Source organism: Virgibacillus sp. Bac330 (assembly GCF_003667845.1).
Classification (GTDB): domain Bacteria; phylum Bacillota; class Bacilli; order Bacillales; family Amphibacillaceae; genus Virgibacillus; species Virgibacillus chiguensis.
The window spans coordinates 1,185,864-1,208,492 of sequence record NZ_CP033048.1 but is presented as its reverse complement, the minus strand read 5'-3'; the positions used below and the strand labels follow the sequence as shown (position 1 = coordinate 1,208,492).

The following is a 22,629-nucleotide window of genomic DNA, read 5'->3' as shown; positions in this document are numbered from 1 at the left end:
TTTCGGCAATATATTTTTAACGCTCCTGCTTTTGCTGTTTAAACCATTCGGGGATTACTTCATTTGATTTCCCTTCTTCCAGCCAATCGTAGTAAACAGTGTCTGGCTGATTTGCGTTACGTGATCTTGTCGATAATTCATTAAGCAAAACGTTGTAGATGGTTTTGTAAATATAACCGTCCCCATTTTCCACCGTCTGCTGTTGCTCTATTTGCCTAATTGCTCTGCTAAAAGCATTGATTAACTGATACTCAAGTTCGTGCTCTTGCTCTAGCCAAATAACAAAGCCCACTTCTTTTTCAACTCGTTTTTTAGCAATCAAAATAATTTCATAATATTTTTGAGCTTGGTTCATATCTGCGGAAAAAGCTTTTAACATATTTGCAAGTCTTTCAGGCACTCGCTCACTATTTTCATAGAATCCTTTTTCCATGTATGCTTTTTTCAGCTGCTCTTTTTCTTCATCCGTTGTTGGATTTATTTCATGTGTAATATTTTCATCGTGGTTTTTAGTATCTATATTTGTATCTAGTGTATCTAAATAATTATTAGTTAATTTATTAACTGTACATTTTGGACTGTCCAAAATGTACAATCCAAATTTGGACTGTGCGTTTTGTACAGTCGAAGAATCGCTATTATGGCGCGCTTCTTCCTCGTAATTCCTATTTTCTTCCTGTTGGGTAGATAATTTTCCATCCCAAATACTGCAACCTTCCATTTTTTCAATTTCCTTGATATCATCTTCTTGAAATTTCTCTTGGGAAACATAATAAATATACTCAAACGTTCTTCCAGTTCTCTTTCTTAGTTGGACTATGTAATTATTCTCAACAAGTTGGTTCCATGCTTTCTCCACAGAACGGCGACCGTTTTTTCCATAAAATTTGTATAGTGCCGTTTTTTTAATTTCCCAGGAATCTGGCATAGATATAAGGTTTGCAAGTAAGCCAATAGCTTCTAAGCTCAAATTATCCGTATCCTGCAACATCTCTCTATTTAAAGATTCATAGCCTTTACGTCTATATTTTTTAATGTTTCCGCCAGCCATTTGTTACACCTCACATACTCTTTCATAACACTTGTCTAAAGTGGAATAGCATTCATGAATCTCTTCTGAAGTAAGCTCGTACAAATTGAACTTTGTATACGTAATACATACCTCTCCACATTGAAGACTTTCTCCAACTTGTAAACGTTCTATCTTTTGGTAAAGCGGATCAGTATACGCTCCTAGGTATTCGTATAAATGCACCTGTTGCACTTTCAACACCACCTTATTAAAACTTTGCTATTATTCGTGAAATTTTTGGTTTATAATGAACAGTAAAGTAGCTATGTGCTTGTCCATCTGAAAAAAGGAGGCTTATTCAAGCCTGCTTAAATAAGTGCTCTTTGCTTTATCTGGATTGAAATAGGGTTCAAATGCTTTTCGGAAACATTCTTCCATTGGCATGTCGCCAAACGTTTCCTTACCAAGCTTTAAATGACTTTTTCGCTTTGGACGCTTCTTTTCATTTTGCTTCGTCATGAAATCCCCCCTCTTTGTTAACATATGCAAAATGAATAGATGGACTGCCCTATCAATTTTAGTTACTTGCTTTTCTGCATTAAAAACTCCTTTTGGGGTAATCTCATAAATGCACATGTTTTAATACAATTTTTGATTTACTTGAAAAAGATTAAATCAGCTTATTTTATCTGACCTTACTTTTTCTCTTTTTAAGTAAATAACCATAATCTTTTTCTATCCCTTGTTCACTTATAGTTAACTAACTATCCAAAAAAATATAGTCAGGGTTAGAATTAAATACTTTTGCAATTTTAACTGCATGTTCATATGTTAATCTACGCTTACCATTTTCAATCATCCAATAGTACTCTTTTGATATGCCGACTTCATCAGCTACTTGTTGGTAAGTTAAGCCTTCTTTTATTCTAATTTTTTTCAACTTATCAAGCACCATTTACTTCATCCCTTTCGGTTAACTTGAGGTTAACCTAAGTATAGTTCACTACAAGTTAACTTGTCAAGGGTTTTTTTTATAAATTTCTATTTAGTTAACTTTACTGCTTTTTCTTTATGTTATCTATTAGTTAACTTATAATATTATTTAGAAACGAGGTGTTAACTGTGTTAGGAGATAGGTTAAAGAAATTACGGAAACAAAAAAAGATAACACAAGAAGAACTAGGTAAAAAAGTAAATGTTACAAAAGTATCTATTTCGGGTTATGAAAACGGACATAGAACACCTGATACAGAAACACTTCAAAAATTAGCTGATTTTTTTGAAGTAACTACAGATTATTTGTTAGGTAGATCAGATGAAAGTAACCCTCATTGGAATGAACTAACCGAAAAAGATGAAAAAGACATTGCTAAGCGCATGGAAAAGATTAAAGAGGATTTGCAAAACGCTGATGGATTAAATTTTTCTGGGGAACCAATTAGTGAGGAAGCTGTTGAATCCTTGTTAGAAGCCATGGAATATGCTGTTCGGCAAACACAGCGAATTAATAAGAAATATATTCCTAAAAAACACAGAAAAAAATCAGATTGAAATAACATAGGGGCAATATTGTTGAGTTGTTGGATCAAGAAAACAGTCCAAACAATTAATACAGGCATCTAACTCTAACGATCCCTTTGAACTAGTTGATGTAAAAACATCCACGTTGTTGAGTGGGATTTACACCATGAAATTAAAGGGTTTTACAAATATGTTCTAGAAGCCAATATATTTTTATTAATTCTAATTTAGATGACATGCCTAAAATATCTGTATGTGCTCACAAACTAGGACACTCTCAATTACATACAAGAGTGAATACTCCATTCCTAAGGAGTACCACTTTTGTTCCTGTAAATAAATAAGAAGTAGAAGCAAATACCTTTGCTGTAAAACTTCTATTGCCAGACGAGTGTCTTTATGAAAATGTAAGCACAGACATTACCATTTAAATAATAACTGCAACTTGCGATACCCCTGAACAAATTATCCATCTAAAAAATTTTAAAGTTTAAATGGGTAAATAGAACTAATTCAAATATTTATAAATCTTGGAGGGTTATATTTTGGCAAAAGCTTTTTTAATTTGTATTATAAAAAAATTTCCACAAAAAGATTTCCTTGTTCCTATACAACAAGAATTCGATTTACTAGAAACAGAAGGAAAACCAGTTACATCTATTCAAATAAACACTGAAAACTTTCATATAAATTTTGATCAATATAAATGCCATAACGATTACATTCATAACAAGAGTGGAAGGGTTTTTAATCGGGATTTCAATTACTATTTTGAACCCCTTGATTTTCACTCATACTACAAAAAAGATGATAGCTTGTTATTAGTTCAAACAAAAACAGACGCAGCTATTGATTTTGTTAACAGATTAAATAATACAAAAGAATATGATATCAAACCTGTAGACATCGATTTTAAAAATATGATTCCTCTTATAACAGAAGTTTCTGGTGCGTGGTTTGCTGACTTAAAACGAACACACCTTAAAACTGCTGGGTATTTCGGTCCTAATGTAAACAAAAGTGAAGAATATAAAGAAGCTGCTTCAGAAGGGAATATATCGTCGATACATTTAAAATATATTAGCACCAGAAACAACAAGGAGCACTATGTAGTAATTTCTAAAAAAGGCTCTGTAATTTTATATGATACACTACAAACACCGGAAGAAGAGTTGGATATTATTGATGAAATTTATAGAGAACTTATAAATCCCCACTTGTAAAGTTTAACGTGGGGATAATGTTAAATATTCTTTTGAGAAAGAGTTTAATTTTTGAAGACTTGTGGTATAAAATTCAATAGATTGTTTATTGACTGTCACTTTATCATTTTCTACATTAAATTTAACATTAAAAGTATTAATATCTTTTAATTTTAACCTACGAATAAAGAAACCATAATAAGGATTCACCTCTTTAAAACCAATATTAAAATAATACTTGCTTTCATCTTCTTTTAATATCCTAGAAAGTTTTTCTAAAATCTCCCCCAATTCATAATCAATTAATCTTCTAGATCTTCTATACGATACTTCTAAATCACTTAAATCTAATCTAAAAATATTATTTGTATTATCAATTACAATTTCGAAAGTAAGTGTATTTATTTTATATAATCTTCTTAAATTACTAAGTTTTATAACTTTTAGATCACTCGTGCTATCTCTAAACATTTCTTCAATTTTGTTAAAAGTATCAATGTTAAAATCTCCAACAAATTCAACTTGCATATTCCATATACAATCAGGATTCTTTATGAAAAACCATGCTCTTTTTATAAACATATAAAATGGTTCTGAATAATTCCAAGTTAATTGAATCATAAAAAGAAGCCAACCCAATATAATGGTTCCATTAGCAAGAAAGGACATAGAACTTTTTATGATTATAACTGCAACCAAAATAATGACAATACACCAACCGATGCAAAAAAACACAGTTTTTTTCATAAATCTCTTCCCCTCCTTTTACAAAGTATAACAGAACGTATATTCTTAGTTCAACTTCTTTCTTTATAATTCACGTTATCATAATAAGAAGGTTAACTATTTCTTAATCACATACCTACTATTTTCAAGATTGTAAACTTCACCAATATTTCTTGCTATGGTGCTATAATATTCTTTTTTTGAAAGGCGTTTATAATCCCCTACCATGTAAAATTCTTCTTTTGCTCTTGTCACAGCCACGTTAATTAGATTAGGCTTAGAGCATGACCAATTGGCAGCGCTATCGCTTTTTTCATCTGTTCCAGCTACAAAATAAACAATATCTGCTTCCCTACCCTGAAATGTATGAACGGTTCCAATTGATTTAATGATCCAGCTACTTATACTTCGATTTGGAATACCTTCTTGCTTTAAGCGTGCTCTTACAATGTTCTTAATACCGTCTTTAACAGCGGTAAAAGGAGTGATTACATATATATCTGGTGGCTCTATACCATTTTTCCATTGTGAGGCGATCTTTTCCGCAACAAAGTATGCTTGTTCTTTTACAAATTGGCGATTAATTGCACCACCGATACAATGAAACCATGCGCTTTCTCCAAGCTTTTCCTTTTTAGCTAAGACCATTTTATTATCATAAGCAATTTCATTAGAGATGGTAAACATTGGACTTGAACACCTTCTATGAACCCATAAAGGAATTCCAATCCACTGCCCATACTTATTATATACTCCAAATCTATTTGCATTATCAGCAATAGATTGTACAGAGGATCCTTTATCAATATAAATAGAATCCACATTATAGTATTTTTTAATGTCTCCTAGAATTGTTTGATCAATAGTTACGACTGGTTCTATTTGAAGTGGATCTCCAACTACAATAGCATTTTTGGAACGCCATAATGCTCCTGCTGCTTGCTGTGGACTAGCTTGCCCAGCTTCATCAATAAACAAATAATCAATAAAATCTTTGCTTACCCCTTTGTACATCAAACTAAAACTTGCAAAAGTAGTACTTATTAATGGCGTTATCAAATGAACAGCTTGCCAAGCATATTCCAAGTATCGTCTATGTTCACTCTGGTTTAGATCTAACTGATTTCGATAATTTAATAAACGGAGGTTAGATTTTATCGCTTTGTAGTTGAATATTAATATCAACTTATGAATCTTCATTGCTTTTAAAAATAACAATCCTCTTTCATAGTTTAATTCATCTGTGATCCAAATTGCTTTTTCTTGCCTATAATCGTATGCAGAACTACTCCAATATTTCTCATCAGGTAGCACTAAATTTTGATCTTCATATTTTTCCATTACACGATCATAGTAATCTATTTTATTTTTATTATCCAACATATTTTCTTGTGCTACATACTTTTTTAAGGTTAATTGATGTAGATCACCTAATTCTTTCTGAATTTTTGCATTAATATCTAGTAAGTCATCTTCTAACTGTAATATTTGCGTATTCTTTTTACGAAGCACTTTTCTAATTACTCTCATTAAAAGCCCTTCTCTTGAAACTGTTTCAAATTCTTCTTCTAATAATGTTTTTCTCTCTTGGAAATGTTCTAGTTTTTCTTCTATTTTTTTCTCTTTCTCTTCTAAAGTTAATATAATTTCCTCCGTTTTATCTAATTCGATTTTTAAATTATTAATAAATTTACGTTGATCGCATATAAATTGTAGTTCTTTTTTCTTTGCTTTAATAGATCTTAGTGTTGCTTGAAAATCATTAACAGCGTCTTTCCAATTAGACATGTCAATGTTTTTACTATCTTGTTCTAATTGATTTATAAAACTATCCTCATCTTTATTATAAAGTTTATTATAATAGCTCGATATATTTTCCTTTTTTCCCATTGCAGCAGAAAACAATCCCCACGCCTTTTCATCATTACCTATTAAATCTTTAGCAGCAATTGGATACATATTTAACTGTTTTGCCTCATCAGCATAAAGTTCTTCAAATGCTTTAAACTCATCCTTTTCGTCAACTTTACGAATAATTTCCCTTTCTTTTGGAAGGTCTTTAGAAATGTTTTCTACTGCACCATTATTACTTGAAGCTACAACCATTGAATAATTTCTAATTGATTTTTCCATCTCATAGATTGGATAATTATAGCCTTCTAATTGAAGGGTTTTCAACTTTTGAAACGCTTTTGTTGGATCTCCTAATTTAATCATGGCTTCTGCTCTTTCAACCATGATATGTGCAAAAATATCTTTTAATAAAGTTGTTTTCCCTGTTCCCGGAGGTCCATTAACTGAATGCACTTTTTCATTCATGTTTATAATTTGGTTAACTGCAACCTGTTGCATCAAAGACAACCTATGTTCGACTTTGGAAGGCCATCTACTATTCGGTAAATATTTAGGCTGTAATATTTCTTCTATAACCTTTCTATTTTCATCGATAATGATCCTATTATTAGAATCTACTCCTTCGATAAACTTATATAAAGTATCGTTAGTTCCTTTTTGAATAATATTTTCTAAATCTTTTAAAAAGAAGCTGTTGAAACTACCCTGACCACTACTGCCTTCTTTTACGATTTCTTTCTCCACATAGTGTAATTGATTTTCTAGTAGAAAAAAATACTGTCGATATGTATCTAAAGCTTTGTAGAGCGAATGTTGATCCACTCCACCTTTAAAAATGGCATCTACTTTGTCTTCAAATAATTGTAATTTATCATCAAATGCTGTCTTCATTTCATCATATGCTATATGAGCTTTTTTACTCATTATCTTAGTTGCATACATTAAAATAGGAACAAAAATTGAACCCTTTATGTACTCCCCATTTTGATCAATCGAAAAGGAAAAGCTAAATAGAATTGTTTTATCTTTGTTGATAATTTCATCATTATTTTGCAGTAAATTACGTAAATACTCAACTAGTTTATATTGTTGAAAGCATCCCAAATAATAGCGAAATTGTAGGTTTTCCTTACTAGACTCTTTTAATTTCACCTGCTCCCATGGCTTTTCTGATAAACTAATTTGTTCAGTTTTACGTTGCTTTTTCCCGTCTAAAAATCGATTTTTGTTAATCACTTCTCCAATACCCTTTACCTCGCTTGGAGACAAAGATTCAACTAGTTTCCAAGCCTCTAAAACAGATTTCACATCTTCTTTTCCCATTGTTTCACTCCTAAATATTCTTCCTTACCAATTGAAGATTAGTTTACTTCATAACTTAAATGCATTATACCAAATTTCCAGTTGCAGGAATATAGATAGGTATATTTATCTATTAAAACCTCCATCTTAGCAAAACTGGTCACCTCTTACCTTGATGCAAATAATAGAAATGCACTTAACCTATTTCTTTTAAGTCTTCATGATGACCAAAAACGTAGCATCAGGCCTTTACTTTAAGAAACTGCCGCTATGTCGATATTATAAAAAAGGATGGCTACACTATGATGGGAGGATGGATCGATTGAGTTGGATAAAGGATATAGTAAATCAATTAATACAAAAGTTTCGTTCTAATAATCCATTTGAACTAGCAAACTTTAAAAATGTCCATGTTATCGAGTGGAATTTGCATGACGAAATCAAGGGGTTTTACAAATATGATAGAAAGAATCAATATATTTTTATTAATTCTAATTTAGATGACATAACTAAAAGATTTGTATGTGCTCATGAGCTCGGTCACTCTCAATTACATACAAGAGTAAATACCCCTTTCTTACGGAGTACCACTTACCTTCCAGTAAGTAAGATTGAAGTAGAAGCAAACACCTTTGCTGTAGAGCTTCTTCTGCCAGATGAGTGTCTATATGAATATGTAAGCACAAACATTACCATTAAAGAAGTAGCTGCAACTTACGGTATCCCTGAACAAATTTGTCATCTAAAAAATTTTAAAGTTTGAATAGGTACTTAGAACTAAGCCTAAAGTATGAAAGTAGTCAATATACGGTTTAACGTACACCCTGTGCAGATATACAAAGAGATGGCACGTTGAATATATCATTTAAAAATGATGGCCATCTCTTCTTTATTACACTTATTTGTTATTCCTATTTTCACTCATAAATTCATTTGCTATTTCGTTGTTAGGATCTAATGTAAGGATCTTTTTAGCAACGTTGAATGCTTCCTTTTCGGATACTACAGTTTCAGGAACATCATGTAAAAACAGAAGGTTAGTTAAATAACCTACATCTTGTTGATTAGTTAATTCAACACAACGTTTTGCATGATATAAAGCAGTGTAGTAAGCTCCATCAATATGACATAGTGGGTTAACTAGCATATCAAAAGCTATTCCATGAAGTTCCACTTTTTCATCTTCAATTATTAAACTCATAACAAAGGCATAATTGGTAATACTGGAGTTATGAAAAGCAATATCTGTTAATGTTGCATCAAGTTCTTCAATAGAAAGATTGCTAGAAATTTTTTTAGCCTCTTCCAGATTACCACTTAAAATAAGACCCTTTAACTTGTTAGTCAATTTATTTCACCCATCCATTACTAATATATGTTTTTCCGTTAGCCCTTTTAAAAGTCACTGTCACAGTTCTTCCACTCATCTTCTTCAATGTTTTTTATGTTTATATGCATTATTTACTATAAAGCAAATATATGACAGAATAAGGGTACATAACATTGCACACCAAAAAATTCTAAAAATATAAGGTCATCAGCCTTCCCCCTACTGTTATCGATGCCTAATCAAATCAATAAATGTTGAAGGGAATGCTGACCTGAAATTAATTCTATCAACAAGGTACTTTTAAATTAAAAATAGAAGTTGTAGACTGCTTACGTGGGCAAGTAGTAGGATTTATCTTATTTAAAAATGAGTTAGCTCAGCTTAAAGTTAGAGAAAAGAGTACGAAGTTAATACTGTAATACATTATTCGCAAAATACTTAGAATGTAGGCTTTTTCGTTAGGTGTTAATTGAATCTTTTTACGACCACATTTCGCTTTATTCACTTGATATTGTAGGTAAACGACACATTAAATCCTTCTTTCAGTTGTCTAATAACACGATAAACAGCTTCCATGGTCACGCTTTAACTTATTGGCAATTTTTTGACCAGAAAAGTCGAATTCATGATATTCCTCTATGAATACCAGTTCTGTTTTGGTAAGATGGGTGTAGGACATGTCAGATACACTCTCCTTAACTTTGGTCGGTTATTGATTGAGTAGAGTATATCACGACATGTCTTTTTTAGTGTCTCACTTAATTTTACAATCTAGGTTATTAAAAACTAGAAAGGCAAATTTAATCAACATTCATCTCTCTTTTGAAAATTTATTTATTCCCCATTTATCTCCGAGTGATTCGATAGATTCAACTAGTACGTTATCACCAATTATGTGATAATTGTACTTATGTCCTTCAATAAATAGATTATGCTTATTATCGATACTAATTGAATAAGCGCTTTTAGTCGTTCTAACGGTAATAAAATATTCTGTGTCTCCTCGTTCCGTTGTTTTTTTTAATTTCATATCTGCGGGTTGCTCAATTATTTTCATCATCTCATCATTGTTATCAAGATACATGTCTTTCCATACACGTTCATCTGAATTATTATAATAGGTAATGTCAATTGTTCTAATTTCTTCATCTTCCGAAATTAAATCCGTTAGAACTTCTTTATAAGTAGTTGTTCTCCATTGAGCCACCATAAAAAAAACTGCAACGATAATCAATAACAAAATAACCAAATTCCATATCTTTTTTTTCCGCACTATAAACCTCCCTATAGTTCTTGATGTATTTATTTGAATTTTATAATAATTTTTTCAACTTTAATGTATTATAAAAAGAATGGGTGTGTCAATAATGTTTTTTAGATTCCCTTTTAATAATTGGAATCTAATTACACAATATATTCTACACCCACTCAATTTTATCAAAAGACATCTTTTTTTACATGACTGTTTGTCACATAAAAAGACTGGTACTCATCAAGAAGTTTGGTGAGTACCACTTTTTTAATTAAGGGGATTTTGTCACAGTCTATTATAATTAAATGTAATTATAAAGTATTCCATCCGCCTACACAATAATCGCATTAATGTGTAATTTTCAGATATCCCACACCTATGTAATAGCGTGAGCTATTTGAAGATTACCTAATAAAAATCAGCATTTGCAATTGGTACGCATAGCATTTGAAATATGGTTTCGGACAGTTTTTTCTGATATGAATAATTCCTGGGCAATTTCTTTTGTGGTTTTATCCTGAACTAATAGTTCAAATACTTCTTTTTCCCGTTTAGTTAATAATTGCTTCGGTTTATACTCGTTGTCCTTCAAATGGTAACCCCTCCTTGCTGTCAATAGAGCTGCAAAATGAAGGGAAATTATTTAGTCAATAATAGCTTATGTAAAAGCAATTAAACGGTGCGTACATTTATCAGGGGTCACAGAAATCTTGTAAACTAACACCTACACTTACCACCTTGCTCGTTGCTTGAAGTGGAAGTTTTTTAGGTAATCGCCACTTTTAGTAACTGACGAAAAGGAAAAGGCAAATGAAATAGCATCTAGGCTACCCTTGACACGCTGTGAGAAAAAGACTACTTCCCAAAACACGTTTAACTGTATATTTATATTTAGTAAAATATGGTTTTTTTTATTAACATGATTATTACCACCACTTTATTCTCTAAATATAAAAATGAGAGCGGTTAAACGTTCTGCACAACTTGTAAGATCTGCCTTTCTAATATAACGTATACTATTTCTGTTTACTTTTGCGCCAAAGCTATTCTCATTGATTCTCCTAATGATATTGGCTTGCCTGTTTTTGCATGAATGTATACAAGTCGTCCTCTTCCAGTCAAAGCAATTTCTTGTTTATCATCTAAAACCATATAATGTATATCAACAGAAGATCTACCAACATGATGTGCTTTCACATACACTTGAATAGTTTGATCAAAGTACAGTTGCTTTAAAAAATCGCATTGTAAATCAGATACAACTGGTATTCCCTCTGTATTCGTATTCCCATCAAAAACACCTGCAGCTTTCAAAAATTCGATTCTTGCCTGCTCAAAATAAATAAACACAGTAGTATTGTTCATATGACCAAATAAGTCTGTCTCAGAAAAACGAATCGTAACTGGTATAGAAAAAGAAAAAGTTTTACTCCACTCATTTAGATTGTCAATATAAGATATTCGCACATTTTCACCTCTTTAACAAATAATGTATGGGATCGGACAAATAAAAGCTTGTCACAGTCAATTCATTTAATCTACTACCTTCGCCGCAACATGCCGCTAGTTTGATTGCTGAAAATTAAACGTAACACGCTTACAAACATTTAACTATAAAAGAAAACTTCATCACATAGTCTTAGAGATTATTCGTTGCGATAAACGCTGTCATTTTCCTTATACTAAAAACCTTCAAAATTACTACTTTCTACAGTTTATAATGTGAACAAAAACTTTTGTTGTACAAATTTAAATTTTAAAGCGTAGCTCTTAATCCACTTCTATTCAAAGGAAAATAATCATCATTCTAAAATTTCTCATAATTAATATTGAAAAACAGCCCTCAGCCTTCTTAGAGGCAGAGGGTCGTTAGTATAGCTAATTAAATTAATGTGCGTTGTCACTTCCAAAAAAGTTTTTAAACGCTTGGATATTTGTTGCTCGGTTCATGGCAGCAATAGAAGTAGTCAGTGGAATACCTTTAGGGCAAACTTGTACACAGTTTTGCGAGTTTCCACAACCATCTATACCTCCATCTTCCATCAACCCATTTAAACGTTCACTTGCATTCATTTCTCCAGTTGGATGTGCATTAAACAAACGAGCCTGCGAAATAGCTGCTGGACCAATGAAATTGGATTTATCATTAACATTTGGGCAAGCTTCTAGACAAACACCGCAAGTCATACATTTCGATAATTCATATGCCCATTGCCGTTTCTTTTCAGGCATACGTGGACCGGCTCCTAAATCATGCGTACCATCAATTGGAATCCATGCTTTCACCTGTTTTAACGCATCGAACATGCGGTTACGATCGATAATTAGATCGCGAACAACTGGAAATGTTGACATTGGTTCTAGTCGGATCGGCTGTTCAAGCTGATCTACAAGTGCTGCACAAGACTGTCTTGCTACCCCATTAATCACCATGGAACATGCACCACATACTTCCTCAAGACAGTTCATATCCCACTGAACTGGTGTTGTTTTCTCTCCATTTGCATTAACCGGATTTTGTCTAATTTCCATCAATGCAGAAATAACGTTCATATTTGGCTTATAAGGTATTTTAAACGTTTCTGTATAGGAGTTAGAATCAGGGCTGTCTTGTCGAGTTATAATAAAAGTAACTGTTTTATTATCAGCCATTCTTACTTACTCCCTTCACTTTTTTTCGTGTAGTCACGCTTACGAGGTTTAATTAATGAAATATCTACATCCTCATAAGAAAATTTAGGTGCTTTTTCTTCTGCGTCAAATTCTGCAATCGTTGTTTTCAACCACTCTTCATCATTTCGATCTGGGAATTCAGGTTTATAATGAGCACCACGGCTCTCATTCCGATTATAAGCGCCTTGTGTAATAACACGCGCTAAATGAAGCATGTTTTCCAACTGACGTGTAAACATAACACCTTGGTTGCTCCAACGAGAGGTATCATTAATATTAATGTTTTCAAAACGTTGCAGTAGTTCTTGAATCTTTTCATCTGTTTGCAATAATTTTTTATTATCACGCACTACGGTTACGTTATCAGTCATCCACTGACCAAGTTCCTTATGAAGCTGATAAGCATTTTCTTCGCCATCCATGTTCATTAATTTTTCAAAGTGGTCTTGTTCCACTTTTACATTCTCTTCAAATAAATGAGATGGCAAATCATCGACATGCTTCTCTAAACTTTCTATATATTCCATTGCCTTTGGACCAGCAACAGCTCCTCCATAAATAGCAGACAATAATGAATTAGCACCAAGACGGTTGGCACCATGCTGCGAATAATCACATTCTCCTGCAGCAAAAATACCAGGGATATTAGTCATTTGATTAATATCTACCCACAGTCCACCCATGGAATAATGGACAGCAGGGAAGATTTTCATAGGCACTTTTCGAGGATCTTCGCCAACAAATTTCTCATATATCTCAATAATTCCGCCTAGTTTTATATCAAGCTCTTTTGGATCTTTATGTGATAGATCCAAATACACCATATTCTCGCCATTTATACCAAGTTTTTGGTTCACACATACGTCAAAAATTTCACGTGTGGCGATGTCTCTTGGTACGAGGTTACCATAAGCTGGATATTTTTCCTCTAAGAAATACCAAGGTTCTCCATCTTTATATGTCCAAATTCTGCCCCCTTCACCACGGGCAGACTCACTCATTAATCGTAATTTATCATCACCAGGAATAGCTGTAGGATGAATTTGAATAAATTCTCCATTGGCATATTTTGCACCTTGCTGGTACAACTTACTTGCAGCAGATCCAGTATTAATCATAGAATTAGTAGATTTACCAAAGATAATTCCAGGACCACCAGTAGCAAAAATGGTTGCATCAGATGGAAATGCTTTTATCTCATGCGTTTTCACATTTTGAGCTACAATCCCTCTACCAACACCTTCTTCATCAATCACTGCCCGCGCAAATTCCCAGTTTTCATATTTTGTCACAAGACCTTCAACCTCATAACGACGAACTTGCTCATCCACCGCATAAAGTAATTGTTGTCCTGTTGTTGCTCCAGCATAAGCTGTTCTATGCATTTGCGTTCCACCAAAACGACGAAAATCTAGCAATCCTTCAGGTGTGCGGTTAAACATAACACCCATTCGATCAAACATATGAATAATTCCAGGCGCTGCATCACACATCGCTTTTACTTGCGGTTGGTTTGCTAAGAAATCTCCACCGTACACTGTATCATCAAAGTGAAGCCAAGGAGAATCCCCTTCTCCCTTAGTATTAACTGCACCATTTATTCCACCTTGAGCACATACAGAGTGAGAGCGCTTTACAGGAACAATGGAAAATAAATCAACACTTACTCCTGCTTCTGCTGCTTTTATTGTTGCCATTAAGCCAGCTAAACCTCCGCCAACTATGGCAATTTTCCGTTTACTCATAACTTGTCACCCACTCCCTGTTCCTTTGAATTAAATACCGTAAGCAAATGTAAGAATTGTTCTAACACCGACATAACTTAGTGCTAAGAAAACAACTACAGTTGCATATGTAACTACTTTTTGTGATTTAGGTGTTTGTGTAATACCCCAAGTCACACAGAAGCTCCATAATCCATTGGCAAAATGGAAAATAGTAGATAGGACACCAATCATATAGAACCAGAACATAAATGGATTGGAAAGAATCCCTTCCATTAGGCTATAGTCAGCTCCTTGTGATCCTAACTGTATTCTTGTCTCCCACACATGCCAAACAACAAAGACAAACGTAATAATACCCGTTATTCGCTGTAATAAGAACATCCAATTACGGAAAAAATTATATCTTTTCGTGTTGCTTCGTGCTACAAATACAATATATACCCCTAAAATAGCATGAAACAAAATTGGAATAAAAATAACCCCGAATTCCAATACGAGTCTAAATGGTAGACTGTGCATAAAATCGGCTGCTTTATTAAAATTCTCTTCTCCATAAACAGCAAAATGATTCACCACTAAATGTTGAACCAAAAAAAGACCTATCGGAATTACACCTAATAACGAGTGCACTCTTCTTGTTAGAAACTCACGATGCTCTGTCAATGTGTTCCCCCCCTTTAATTTGATCATTAATTAGTTTCATAGTGTTGTACATATTTAAAAGTTCAACTCTTAAAGGAAGTACGGCGAGTTGACATTGTACAATTGCGACATGTTTATTGTACTTCTAACTATTGCAAGCGTCAAGAAAACGGTACCTTTATTTCTATTTTTGCATGCGTTAAAAGTATTCTCATTACTTGTACTTTTTCAAAAAAATTATTTTAATGCATACACCTTGCCCATTTATATATTTTCTAGCATTTAGGAAGCATCTTAAGTATGATAAACTAGTAGAAGCTCAAAGATTTGTGACTTGCACGTACTAAAATTATTTAAGATAATATAACAAGCTACATACATATAGTAGTGAAATCAACGTAAATGATGGTCTTTAAAATATGGAATGTAATTTATAAAGTACTACTACAAAAGGAAAATGTATTAGAAAAACTTGGCTTGTCGCCAATTTTTATGACGAAAGCTGTAATTTTTCTTATTCTATAAACCTTACAAATTTTTATACTTTTTTATAGTATAAACTAAAAGTACGCTCTATAACACTCGTCGTTCACTATTAAGAGCGAGTTGCAAACTTTAACTTTTAAAGTATTCATTATAAAGAAAAAATGTTCATTGTAGGAAGGTGTTTATTTACCCTTACTTTAAGAGTATTCAGAGAGGATGACATGGAATGAGAAACCAACAAACAACGGTTATATCCGTTCACGATTTAGAAGCATTACATACAGAAGGTGTCGGCTTTGATATTTTACGATATGTTAGTTTACCAGAATTACTAGGTGAAGAATCTCCAACCCTGCTATATTTCATGGGGAGAAAACTTGCCAGAAAGTTTGATATACAAACCGTAGATGATGTCATACATATTTTTACACTTTTAGGCTTTGGGCGATTAGAAGTTGTAAAAGATAAACGCAAATCAATGACCTTTCAATTGATGTCTGATGCAGTTGCGTCACGATTACAAGCTTCATTTTCTACCGATTTTCGCCTAGAAGCTGGTTTTTTAGCAGAAGCTCTACATATAATTGAAAACAGAGATTGCGAGTGCGTAGAAACGATTAATAAAAGAATTCATCAAGTTGAGTTTAAAGCCATGTTTTCGGTGGATTAATAGAAATAATTAAAACAAGTGTGCTCTTAACCCCCGATACTACAAATTTTTTACTAAACATTGTTATAGAAACATTTCGTTGGTGCAAAAGATCAAGAACCGACCGAGATTCTTGATCTTTTAACCCCCTTTGGACAAGCGCCTTAAATATCCGCCAAGAACAAAGGCTCGGGGCGCCCGGTTAGCAACGTAGAGAGTAGAACGAATCAACGAAAGTTTTAGGAATTATGATGAGAAACGAACCGATGATGACTTAGCTTAAGGCAATGGAGTGAAGTCGCCTAGTTGCTGGGCGCTGGAGCCGGACGTGGCTAAAAACTTAGTTAGTTTATCAAGTTTTATAATTTCCTAGACCATAAAAAAGCAGTAGATTGCCAGATCATGGCGCTACTGCTTTTCTATGTTAGCTGCTTGAAAATGGGTAATAATATTTTCAGCGACATCACGTGGAATACCTAATCTTATCAGGTCGTCCATACTAGCTTGTTTTATTTCCGTGATTGTTTTAAAATGTGTTAGCAACAATCTTCTTCTTTTTTGACCAATACCTGAAATATTATCTAATTCAGATTGTACAACGTTTTTCCCACGTAATTGACGATGAAACGTAATGGCAAAACGATGCACTTCTTCCTGCACCCTTTGGACAAGATAAAATTCATTCGATTTGCGATCTAAATCTATAATTTGAGGTGGAAATCCATATAAAAGTTCACTTGTTTTATGACGATCATCTTTTGCTAAACCACATAAAGGAATGTCTAGCCCTAACTCATTTTCTAGCACATCCAATGCGGCACTCATTTGACCTTTTCCACCATCTACAATAATTAAACCTGGTAATGGAAGTTTATCTCTTAAAACTCTCGTGTAACGCCTTCTAATAACTTCTCTCATTGTTTCATAATCATCCGGTCGATCAACATTGCGGATTTTGTATTTACGATACTCATTCTTAGCTGGCTTACCGTCTATAAAAACAACCATCGCAGAAACTGGATCAGTCCCTTGAATGTTGGAATTATCAAATGCTTCTATTCGATGCGGTGTTTCAATATTTAGAATTTCTCCTAAGCGCTCTACAGCTACAATAGTTCTTTCTTCGTCTCGCTCCATAATAGAGAATTTCTCATTTAACGAAATTCGCGCATTTTCTTCCGCTAGCTTCACCAATTCTTTTTTTCTTCCACGGTATGGCGTATGCACATCTACCTCAAGTAAATCTTTCAATAGTTCTGTATTGGTACCAAGAGGAACAAGAATTTGTTTTGGCTTCGGATGGTTTTGATGGAGGTAAAAACGGCCAACATAACTAATAAATGTTTCTTCAGCTTCATCGAAAAAAGGAAAAACAGCTATATCTCGTTCAATCAACTTCCCTTGACGAATAAAAAATACTTGGATGCACATCCATCCTTTATCATAACTATATGCAAAAATATCCCTATCTGCCTGGTCGTTTAACGTCATTTTCTGTTGTTCCATGACAGATTCAATGTGATAAATTTGATCTCTTAATTCCTTCGCTCTTTCAAAATTCAACGCTTCACTCGCTTGCTGCATTTTCTTCGTTAAGTCTTTTTTTATTGCTTTATATCCACCATGTAAAAAAGATGATACATTTTGGACAATTGCTGCATATTCTTCTTTTGTCGGTGGATTGTTACTACAGGCGTAACATTGACCCATATGATAGTACAAGCAAGGGCGCCCAGGAAGGTTATTACATTTTCTAAGAGGGTAAAGTCGATCCAATAATTTTTTTGTTTCTCTCGCCGCGATAACATTGGGATAAGGACCAAAGTATTTGCCTTTGTCTTTCTTTATTTTCCTCGTAATTAGCAACCTTGGATGGCGTTCAGAAGTAATTTTTAAGTAAGGGTAAGACTTATCGTCTTTGAGCATAACATTATATTTAGGATCATATTTTTTAATTAAATTCATTTCTAAAATAAGTGCTTCTATCTCGGAAGAAGTTACAATATACTCAAAACTTTCAATCTCTTGCACTAAACGTTGCGTTTTTCGATCATGTGCTCCAGTAAAGTAAGAACGCACCCGATTCTTTAATACTTTCGACTTTCCAACATAAATGACGCTTTCATATTTATCCTTCATCAAATAACAGCCTGGCTTTGCTGGTAAAACCGCTAGTTTATCTTTTATATTTTGGTTCATCTACATTCATTCCTTTAATAGACATGTTCTACCATGTAAGACTCTAGAAAATCCCTTGTCACTATTTAGCAACAAGGGATTCTTCATCTTCTATTCTAAAGAATAGTATACCATTTGTTAAGCATGTTTGTTAATTAAATCAACTAATGCTTCTTTTGGCTGAAAACCGATTACTTGGTCAACGACTTGACCATCTTTAAATAACAACAATGTTGGAATACTCATCACACCAAATTTACCTGCTGTTTCTTGGTTTTCGTCAACATCTAATTTTACAATCTGAACTTTTTCAGACATTTCACCATCAATTTCTTCCAATACTGGTGCAATCATTTTACATGGTCCACACCATGGCGCCCAAAAGTCTGCTAGCACTAAACCTTCTGCAGTCTCTTTGGCAAACGTCTGATCAGTAGCATTGATAATTGCCATTCTTTCATTCCTCCTTGACTTAGATAAAGCTTTCCCGCTTATTACGTTGAGTATATCATCGTTTAAATAAGCATCCTAATTATTTGCTTATGCATTGTTTATATCATTTCTAAAGCCTAAAAATCAATTCATATGTTTCCTTTCTATGTACACATACCTAATGATTGCTCCGAAAATTAAAATCTCTCTCCCTCTTAAAAGTTGGACCCAACGGCAAGGCCCTACGGAGAAAAATGAACTATATTTTCAGAAAAAGATGTGTTTGCTTTGCCACAGCATGTGGAAAGCGATCAGTTCTTTGACTTCTATAGAGAGAGTTTCCGGAGCATTGGCTATCCTTATTTTAGTATCGTTAACACCTTTTTCTTCTAAGCCCCTGTTCCTACTTTTGCTTTCTTCACTTCCTCAATCAAAAGTGGAATAATGTCAAACAAATCTCCAACAATACCGTAGTCTGCTATATTAAAGATGGTCGCTTCTGGGTCTTTATTAATAGCTACAATTACTTTGGAATTTGACATACCTGCCAAATGTTGAATGGCACCAGAGATACCAACTGCAATGTATAAATCTGGCGTGACAACCTTCCCTGTTTGCCCAATTTGCAAGGAGTAATCACAATATTCCGCATCACAAGCACCTCGTGAAGCTCCTACTGCACCTCCTAATACTTCGGCTAATTCATAAAGAGGTTTGAATCCTTCTTCACTTTTCACACCGCGACCACCAGCTACAATTACATTTGCTTCAGATAAATCAACACCCTCAGAAGCTTTTCTTATTACATCTTTAATAACCGTGCGAATATCAGCAATTTCAACTGCTTTATCAGTTACTTCTCCCGATCTGGATGTATCTTTATCTAAGGCTGCAATATTATTAGGACGGATAGTAAAAAATGTTAAACCATCCGTAATAACTTTCTTCTCAAATGCTTTCCCAGAATAGATAGGACGGACAAATTGAACTTGATCATCAGCTATTTCAATGTCTACTGCATCTGAAATGAGTCCAGTATTTAGCTTACTTGCTAACTTTGGCGTAAGGTCCTTTCCTATGGATGTATGCCCCATCACAATTACTTGTGGGGCTTCTTCCTCAACAACAGCCATTACTGCTTGACAATATCCTTCAGAGGTGTAATTTTGTAAGTTTTCGTGTGTAACTGTTATTACGCGGTCTGCTCCATAATGAATCATTTCTTCTCCTAATGAAGACAGTTCACCATTACCGCATACTACACCAACTACTTCACCATCAGCGTGAACCTTTTTTGCTGCTGCTATCGCCTCAAAAGAAACATTTCGTAATACACCATCTTTCACTTCTCCAATTACTACTATTTTTTCACTCAAGTTCATTACTCCTCTCTGTCTTAAAATTACAGTACTTTCGCTTCCGTTTTCAATAATGTAACAAGTTCTTTTACTTGCTCTTGCGGTTCACCTTCTAGTACCTTGCCAGCTTCCTTCTCCGGCGGTAAGAAGATATCTACTGTTTTCGTTTTCGCTTCTACGTCATCTTCATCTAAGTCTAAATCGTCTATTTCCAGTTCTTCTAATGGTTTCTTTTTTGCTTTCATTATTCCTGGAAGTGAAGGATACCTTGGTTCGTTTAGCCCTTGTTGGCAGGTCACCAATAGTGGCAAAGTTGTTTCTACTATTTCCACATCTCCTTCCACATCTTTTTCCACGGTAGCTGTATCTCCACTAACCTTTAAGTCTGTAATCGTTGTCACATGTGGGATACGTAGTGCATCTGCAAGCCGCGGACCTACTTGCCCACTTGCTTCATCAATCGCTACATTCCCAGCAAGGATTATGTCCGGTTCTTTATCCTCAAAAAACGCTTCCAAAATTTTTGCTGTTGTATATTGATCACCATCTTCTACATCATCTTCTGTATTTATTAACACTGCTTTATCTGCCCCCATTGCTAAAGCAGTGCGTAATTGTTTTTCTGAATCTTCATCTCCAATTGTTACAACGGTGACTTCACCTCCATGCTCATCCCGTTGTTTAATGGCTTCCTCGACGGCATACTCGTCGTATGGATTAATAATAAATTCAGCACCTTCATCTTCAATTCGCCCGTTTGATACGTTAATTTTTTCTTCTGTATCAAATGTTTTCTTGAGTAACACATAAATTTCCATCATTGCTCCTCCTTTTTGTTTAGTTATCCTGGAAGTTCGGTTTCCGTTTTTCAATGAAAGCTTGCACGCCTTCTTTCGCATCCTCAGATCCAAAAATTTCGCCAAATGCTTTTGCTTCTTCTGATACTCCTTCTGCAAATAAACTAGTCTTTGCATAAGGTATTAAACGCATGATTTGCTGAATAGTTAACTTGCTCTTAGAAACTATTTTTTCAGCTAACTGCTTTACTTCTTCGTCCAAAGCGTTTGCTTCCACTACTTTATTTGCCAAGCCATAAGAATATGCTTCTTCCCCATTGATTGGCTCTCCAGTCAATATCATTTCATACGCTTTAGCCGAACCAACGAAGTGCGGCAAACGTTGTGTACCAGCAAAACCTGGTATAATACCTAATGTTATTTCAGGTAAACCAAGTTTTGCCTCCTTCGTTACAATTCTCATATGGCAAGCCATAGCAAGCTCCAGTCCTCCGCCTAGAGCAGCGCCATGAATAGATGCAATAATCGGAATGTGGAACGTTTCCATGCGAGCAAACAAATCTTGCCCTCTTTTCGCCATAGATTCATAGTCAGATGCTTGCTGCAAAGCTGTAAATTCTTTTATGTCTGCTCCTGCTGAAAAGAACTTCCCTTCTCCTTTTAAAACAATCGCCTTTATACTTGGGTCTTCCTCTATCTTATTCAACACTGCTTCCAAATCCTTTAATAGAATACTAGATAGAGCGTTTGCTGGCGGACTTTGGATCGTTACATAAGCAATAGAATGATTCGCTTCCAAAAATAGTGTGTTCGTCAAACTTCATCCCCCTTTGTTTTATTGATCTACTGCTTTGATTGAAGTCCTTCTGTTAATAATGTATGAACTTCCGTTGCTAAATCAACAAGATTGTACTTTCTATCTTTCATTACCCAATTTGTAACCGTTTCATCTAGTGTACCAAAAATCATCTGACGAACAAGTCGTAAATTCAAATTTTTTCGAAAAACTTTTTCTTCCATCCCTTCTGTAATGACGGTATCGATGACATTTAAATAAGGTTTTAACACATTATTGATTTGTAAACGCAAGGAAGGATTCGATTGCCTCAACTCCAACTGCGTAACAATAGCTAAATGGTGATCTTCACTTAACTGGCGAAAATGTAGCTTAATTAGTTCGTAAAGCTTTTCATTTGCGTTTTCCTTCTTCTGAATGGCATCTGTAATATGCGTAATAAATTGCCCCATTTTTTCTTCAAATACAGAGATCAATATATCTTCTTTGTTTTTAAAGTACAGATAAATCGTTCCATCTGCTACTCCTGCCTGTTTGGCAATTTTAGATACTTGAGAGGCATGGTAACCATTCTCTGCGATAACCTTTACTGCCGCCTCGATAATTTGATTGTATTTCGGTTTATTTTTCTTCATGATTCTCTCCTAAATTCGATACAATAATGAATGATTGTTCATTCATTATTGTATCTC

The 22,629-nt window shown here is 34.1% G+C and carries 24 protein-coding genes and 1 pseudogene; 5 read left to right on the top strand and 20 right to left on the bottom strand.

All coding sequences use genetic code 11. The features are described from left to right. Positions 1–16: 16 nt before the first annotated feature. The 4 genes from D9780_RS05395 to D9780_RS05385 all read right to left on the bottom strand — a co-directional run bounded on the left by D9780_RS05395 (position 17) and on the right by D9780_RS05385 (position 1,967). A complete protein-coding gene (locus D9780_RS05395; RefSeq protein WP_121639519.1) occupies positions 17–1,051 on the bottom strand; it encodes a hypothetical protein in 1,035 nt (344 codons plus the stop codon). A 3-nt stretch (positions 1,052–1,054) separates the two neighbouring features. Then, the gene (locus tag D9780_RS05390; RefSeq protein ID WP_121639518.1) at positions 1,055–1,264 is read right to left on the bottom strand and encodes a hypothetical protein; all 210 of its coding nucleotides are present in this window, start codon (positions 1,262–1,264) and stop codon (positions 1,055–1,057) included. A 102-nt stretch (positions 1,265–1,366) separates the two neighbouring features. Then, a complete protein-coding gene (locus D9780_RS20985; protein ID WP_162985790.1) occupies positions 1,367–1,531 on the bottom strand; it encodes a hypothetical protein in 165 nt (54 codons plus the stop codon). A 241-nt stretch (positions 1,532–1,772) separates the two neighbouring features. Then, positions 1,773–1,967, bottom strand: a complete 195-nt coding sequence (locus D9780_RS05385; protein WP_121639517.1) for a helix-turn-helix transcriptional regulator — start codon at positions 1,965–1,967, stop codon at positions 1,773–1,775. Positions 1,968–2,134: 167 nt separating this feature from the next. On the opposite strand from D9780_RS05385, the gene D9780_RS05380 reads away from it, so the two are divergent. The 3 genes from D9780_RS05380 to D9780_RS05370 all read left to right on the top strand — a co-directional run bounded on the left by D9780_RS05380 (position 2,135) and on the right by D9780_RS05370 (position 3,756). Next, positions 2,135–2,563 carry a helix-turn-helix domain-containing protein gene (locus tag D9780_RS05380; protein WP_121639516.1) on the top strand — a complete coding sequence of 143 codons (429 nt, stop codon included), beginning with the start codon at positions 2,135–2,137 and terminating at the stop codon, positions 2,561–2,563. 206 nt (positions 2,564–2,769) lie between these two features. Beyond that, a complete protein-coding gene (locus D9780_RS21600) occupies positions 2,770–2,877 on the top strand; it encodes a hypothetical protein (protein WP_162985789.1) in 108 nt (35 codons plus the stop codon). A gap of 201 nt (positions 2,878–3,078) precedes the next feature. After that, positions 3,079–3,756: a hypothetical protein gene (locus D9780_RS05370; protein WP_121639514.1), complete on the top strand. Its 678-nt coding sequence runs from the start codon at positions 3,079–3,081 to the stop codon at positions 3,754–3,756. A gap of 3 nt (positions 3,757–3,759) precedes the next feature. On the opposite strand, the gene D9780_RS05365 is transcribed toward D9780_RS05370, so the two are convergent. After that, entirely contained in the window at positions 3,760–4,482 is a 723-nt protein-coding gene (locus D9780_RS05365; protein ID WP_121639513.1) for a hypothetical protein, read from the bottom strand. A 96-nt stretch (positions 4,483–4,578) separates the two neighbouring features. Beyond that, entirely contained in the window at positions 4,579–7,638 is a 3,060-nt protein-coding gene (locus tag D9780_RS05360; protein ID WP_121639512.1) for a DEAD/DEAH box helicase, read from the bottom strand. 301 nt (positions 7,639–7,939) lie between these two features. On the opposite strand from D9780_RS05360, the gene D9780_RS05355 reads away from it, so the two are divergent. After that, on the top strand, positions 7,940–8,380 hold the full coding sequence (locus D9780_RS05355) for an ImmA/IrrE family metallo-endopeptidase (RefSeq protein WP_371413706.1): 441 nt from the start codon (positions 7,940–7,942) through the stop codon (positions 8,378–8,380). A gap of 135 nt (positions 8,381–8,515) precedes the next feature. On the opposite strand, the gene D9780_RS05350 is transcribed toward D9780_RS05355, so the two are convergent. The 8 genes and pseudogenes from D9780_RS05350 to D9780_RS05315 all read right to left on the bottom strand — a co-directional run bounded on the left by D9780_RS05350 (position 8,516) and on the right by D9780_RS05315 (position 15,262). Next, positions 8,516–8,965 carry a hypothetical protein gene (locus D9780_RS05350; protein ID WP_121639510.1) on the bottom strand — a complete coding sequence of 150 codons (450 nt, stop codon included), beginning with the start codon at positions 8,963–8,965 and terminating at the stop codon, positions 8,516–8,518. 1 nt (position 8,966) lies between these two features. Further along, positions 8,967–9,059: pseudogene (locus tag D9780_RS05345) on the bottom strand (polymorphic toxin type 35 domain-containing protein); the annotation flags it as partial. 699 nt (positions 9,060–9,758) lie between these two features. Then, positions 9,759–10,220, bottom strand: a complete 462-nt coding sequence (locus D9780_RS05340) for a hypothetical protein (RefSeq protein ID WP_121639509.1) — start codon at positions 10,218–10,220, stop codon at positions 9,759–9,761. 397 nt (positions 10,221–10,617) lie between these two features. Continuing rightward, positions 10,618–10,791, bottom strand: coding sequence for a helix-turn-helix domain-containing protein (locus tag D9780_RS05335; RefSeq protein ID WP_121639508.1), 174 nt, complete (start codon positions 10,789–10,791; stop codon positions 10,618–10,620). A 434-nt stretch (positions 10,792–11,225) separates the two neighbouring features. Continuing rightward, positions 11,226–11,666, bottom strand: a complete 441-nt coding sequence (locus D9780_RS05330; protein WP_073010239.1) for an acyl-CoA thioesterase — start codon at positions 11,664–11,666, stop codon at positions 11,226–11,228. Between the two features lie 420 nt (positions 11,667–12,086). Next, positions 12,087–12,851, bottom strand: a complete 765-nt coding sequence (gene sdhB, locus D9780_RS05325; protein ID WP_073010236.1) for a succinate dehydrogenase iron-sulfur subunit — start codon at positions 12,849–12,851, stop codon at positions 12,087–12,089. Between the two features lie 2 nt (positions 12,852–12,853). After that, a complete protein-coding gene (gene sdhA / locus D9780_RS05320) occupies positions 12,854–14,617 on the bottom strand; it encodes a succinate dehydrogenase flavoprotein subunit (protein ID WP_116278204.1) in 1,764 nt (587 codons plus the stop codon). A gap of 30 nt (positions 14,618–14,647) precedes the next feature. Further along, positions 14,648–15,262 (bottom strand): succinate dehydrogenase cytochrome b558 subunit, encoded by a 615-nt coding sequence (locus tag D9780_RS05315; protein WP_101933801.1) that lies wholly within the window; start codon positions 15,260–15,262, stop codon positions 14,648–14,650. A gap of 691 nt (positions 15,263–15,953) precedes the next feature. On the opposite strand from D9780_RS05315, the gene D9780_RS05310 reads away from it, so the two are divergent. Next, complete coding sequence (locus D9780_RS05310; RefSeq protein WP_121639507.1) at positions 15,954–16,397, top strand: YslB family protein; 444 nt, start codon at positions 15,954–15,956, stop codon at positions 16,395–16,397. A gap of 387 nt (positions 16,398–16,784) precedes the next feature. Here the strand turns inward: D9780_RS05310 and uvrC are convergent, their stop codons facing one another. The 6 genes from uvrC to D9780_RS05280 form a co-directional block, all read right to left on the bottom strand. After that, on the bottom strand, positions 16,785–18,575 hold the full coding sequence (gene uvrC, locus D9780_RS05305; RefSeq protein ID WP_121639506.1) for an excinuclease ABC subunit UvrC: 1,791 nt from the start codon (positions 18,573–18,575) through the stop codon (positions 16,785–16,787). A gap of 117 nt (positions 18,576–18,692) precedes the next feature. Then, entirely contained in the window at positions 18,693–19,007 is a 315-nt protein-coding gene (trxA, locus tag D9780_RS05300) for a thioredoxin (RefSeq protein ID WP_073010223.1), read from the bottom strand. A gap of 368 nt (positions 19,008–19,375) precedes the next feature. After that, the gene (locus D9780_RS05295) at positions 19,376–20,362 is read right to left on the bottom strand and encodes an electron transfer flavoprotein subunit alpha/FixB family protein (RefSeq protein WP_121639505.1); all 987 of its coding nucleotides are present in this window, start codon (positions 20,360–20,362) and stop codon (positions 19,376–19,378) included. A gap of 26 nt (positions 20,363–20,388) precedes the next feature. Next, positions 20,389–21,162 carry an electron transfer flavoprotein subunit beta/FixA family protein gene (locus D9780_RS05290; RefSeq protein WP_121639504.1) on the bottom strand — a complete coding sequence of 258 codons (774 nt, stop codon included), beginning with the start codon at positions 21,160–21,162 and terminating at the stop codon, positions 20,389–20,391. Between the two features lie 19 nt (positions 21,163–21,181). Next, complete coding sequence (locus tag D9780_RS05285) at positions 21,182–21,958, bottom strand: enoyl-CoA hydratase (protein ID WP_205601119.1); 777 nt, start codon at positions 21,956–21,958, stop codon at positions 21,182–21,184. A gap of 26 nt (positions 21,959–21,984) precedes the next feature. Next, a complete protein-coding gene (locus D9780_RS05280; protein WP_121639503.1) occupies positions 21,985–22,572 on the bottom strand; it encodes a fatty acid metabolism transcriptional regulator FadR in 588 nt (195 codons plus the stop codon). Positions 22,573–22,629 lie beyond the last annotated feature (57 nt).

What these genes read in the sequence shown, in the direction of transcription:
- D9780_RS05395 (WP_121639519.1), bottom strand. Translation starts at nt 1,051, where the DNA reads ATGGCTGGCGGAAACATTAAAAAATATAGACGTAAAGGCTATGAATCT.
- D9780_RS20985 (WP_162985790.1), bottom strand. Translation starts at nt 1,531, where the DNA reads ATGACGAAGCAAAATGAAAAGAAGCGTCCAAAGCGAAAAAGTCATTTA.
- D9780_RS05385 (WP_121639517.1), bottom strand. Translation starts at nt 1,967, where the DNA reads ATGGTGCTTGATAAGTTGAAAAAAATTAGAATAAAAGAAGGCTTAACT.
- D9780_RS21600 (WP_162985789.1), top strand. Translation starts at nt 2,770, where the DNA reads ATGCCTAAAATATCTGTATGTGCTCACAAACTAGGACACTCTCAATTA.
- D9780_RS05365 (WP_121639513.1), bottom strand. Translation starts at nt 4,482, where the DNA reads ATGAAAAAAACTGTGTTTTTTTGCATCGGTTGGTGTATTGTCATTATT.
- D9780_RS05360 (WP_121639512.1), bottom strand. Translation starts at nt 7,638, where the DNA reads ATGGGAAAAGAAGATGTGAAATCTGTTTTAGAGGCTTGGAAACTAGTT.
- sdhB (WP_073010236.1), bottom strand. Translation starts at nt 12,851, where the DNA reads ATGGCTGATAATAAAACAGTTACTTTTATTATAACTCGACAAGACAGC.
- sdhA (WP_116278204.1), bottom strand. Translation starts at nt 14,617, where the DNA reads ATGAGTAAACGGAAAATTGCCATAGTTGGCGGAGGTTTAGCTGGCTTA.
- D9780_RS05310 (WP_121639507.1), top strand. Translation starts at nt 15,954, where the DNA reads ATGAGAAACCAACAAACAACGGTTATATCCGTTCACGATTTAGAAGCA.
- uvrC (WP_121639506.1), bottom strand. Translation starts at nt 18,575, where the DNA reads ATGAACCAAAATATAAAAGATAAACTAGCGGTTTTACCAGCAAAGCCA.
- trxA (WP_073010223.1), bottom strand. Translation starts at nt 19,007, where the DNA reads ATGGCAATTATCAATGCTACTGATCAGACGTTTGCCAAAGAGACTGCA.
- D9780_RS05290 (WP_121639504.1), bottom strand. Translation starts at nt 21,162, where the DNA reads ATGGAAATTTATGTGTTACTCAAGAAAACATTTGATACAGAAGAAAAA.
- D9780_RS05280 (WP_121639503.1), bottom strand. Translation starts at nt 22,572, where the DNA reads ATGAAGAAAAATAAACCGAAATACAATCAAATTATCGAGGCGGCAGTA.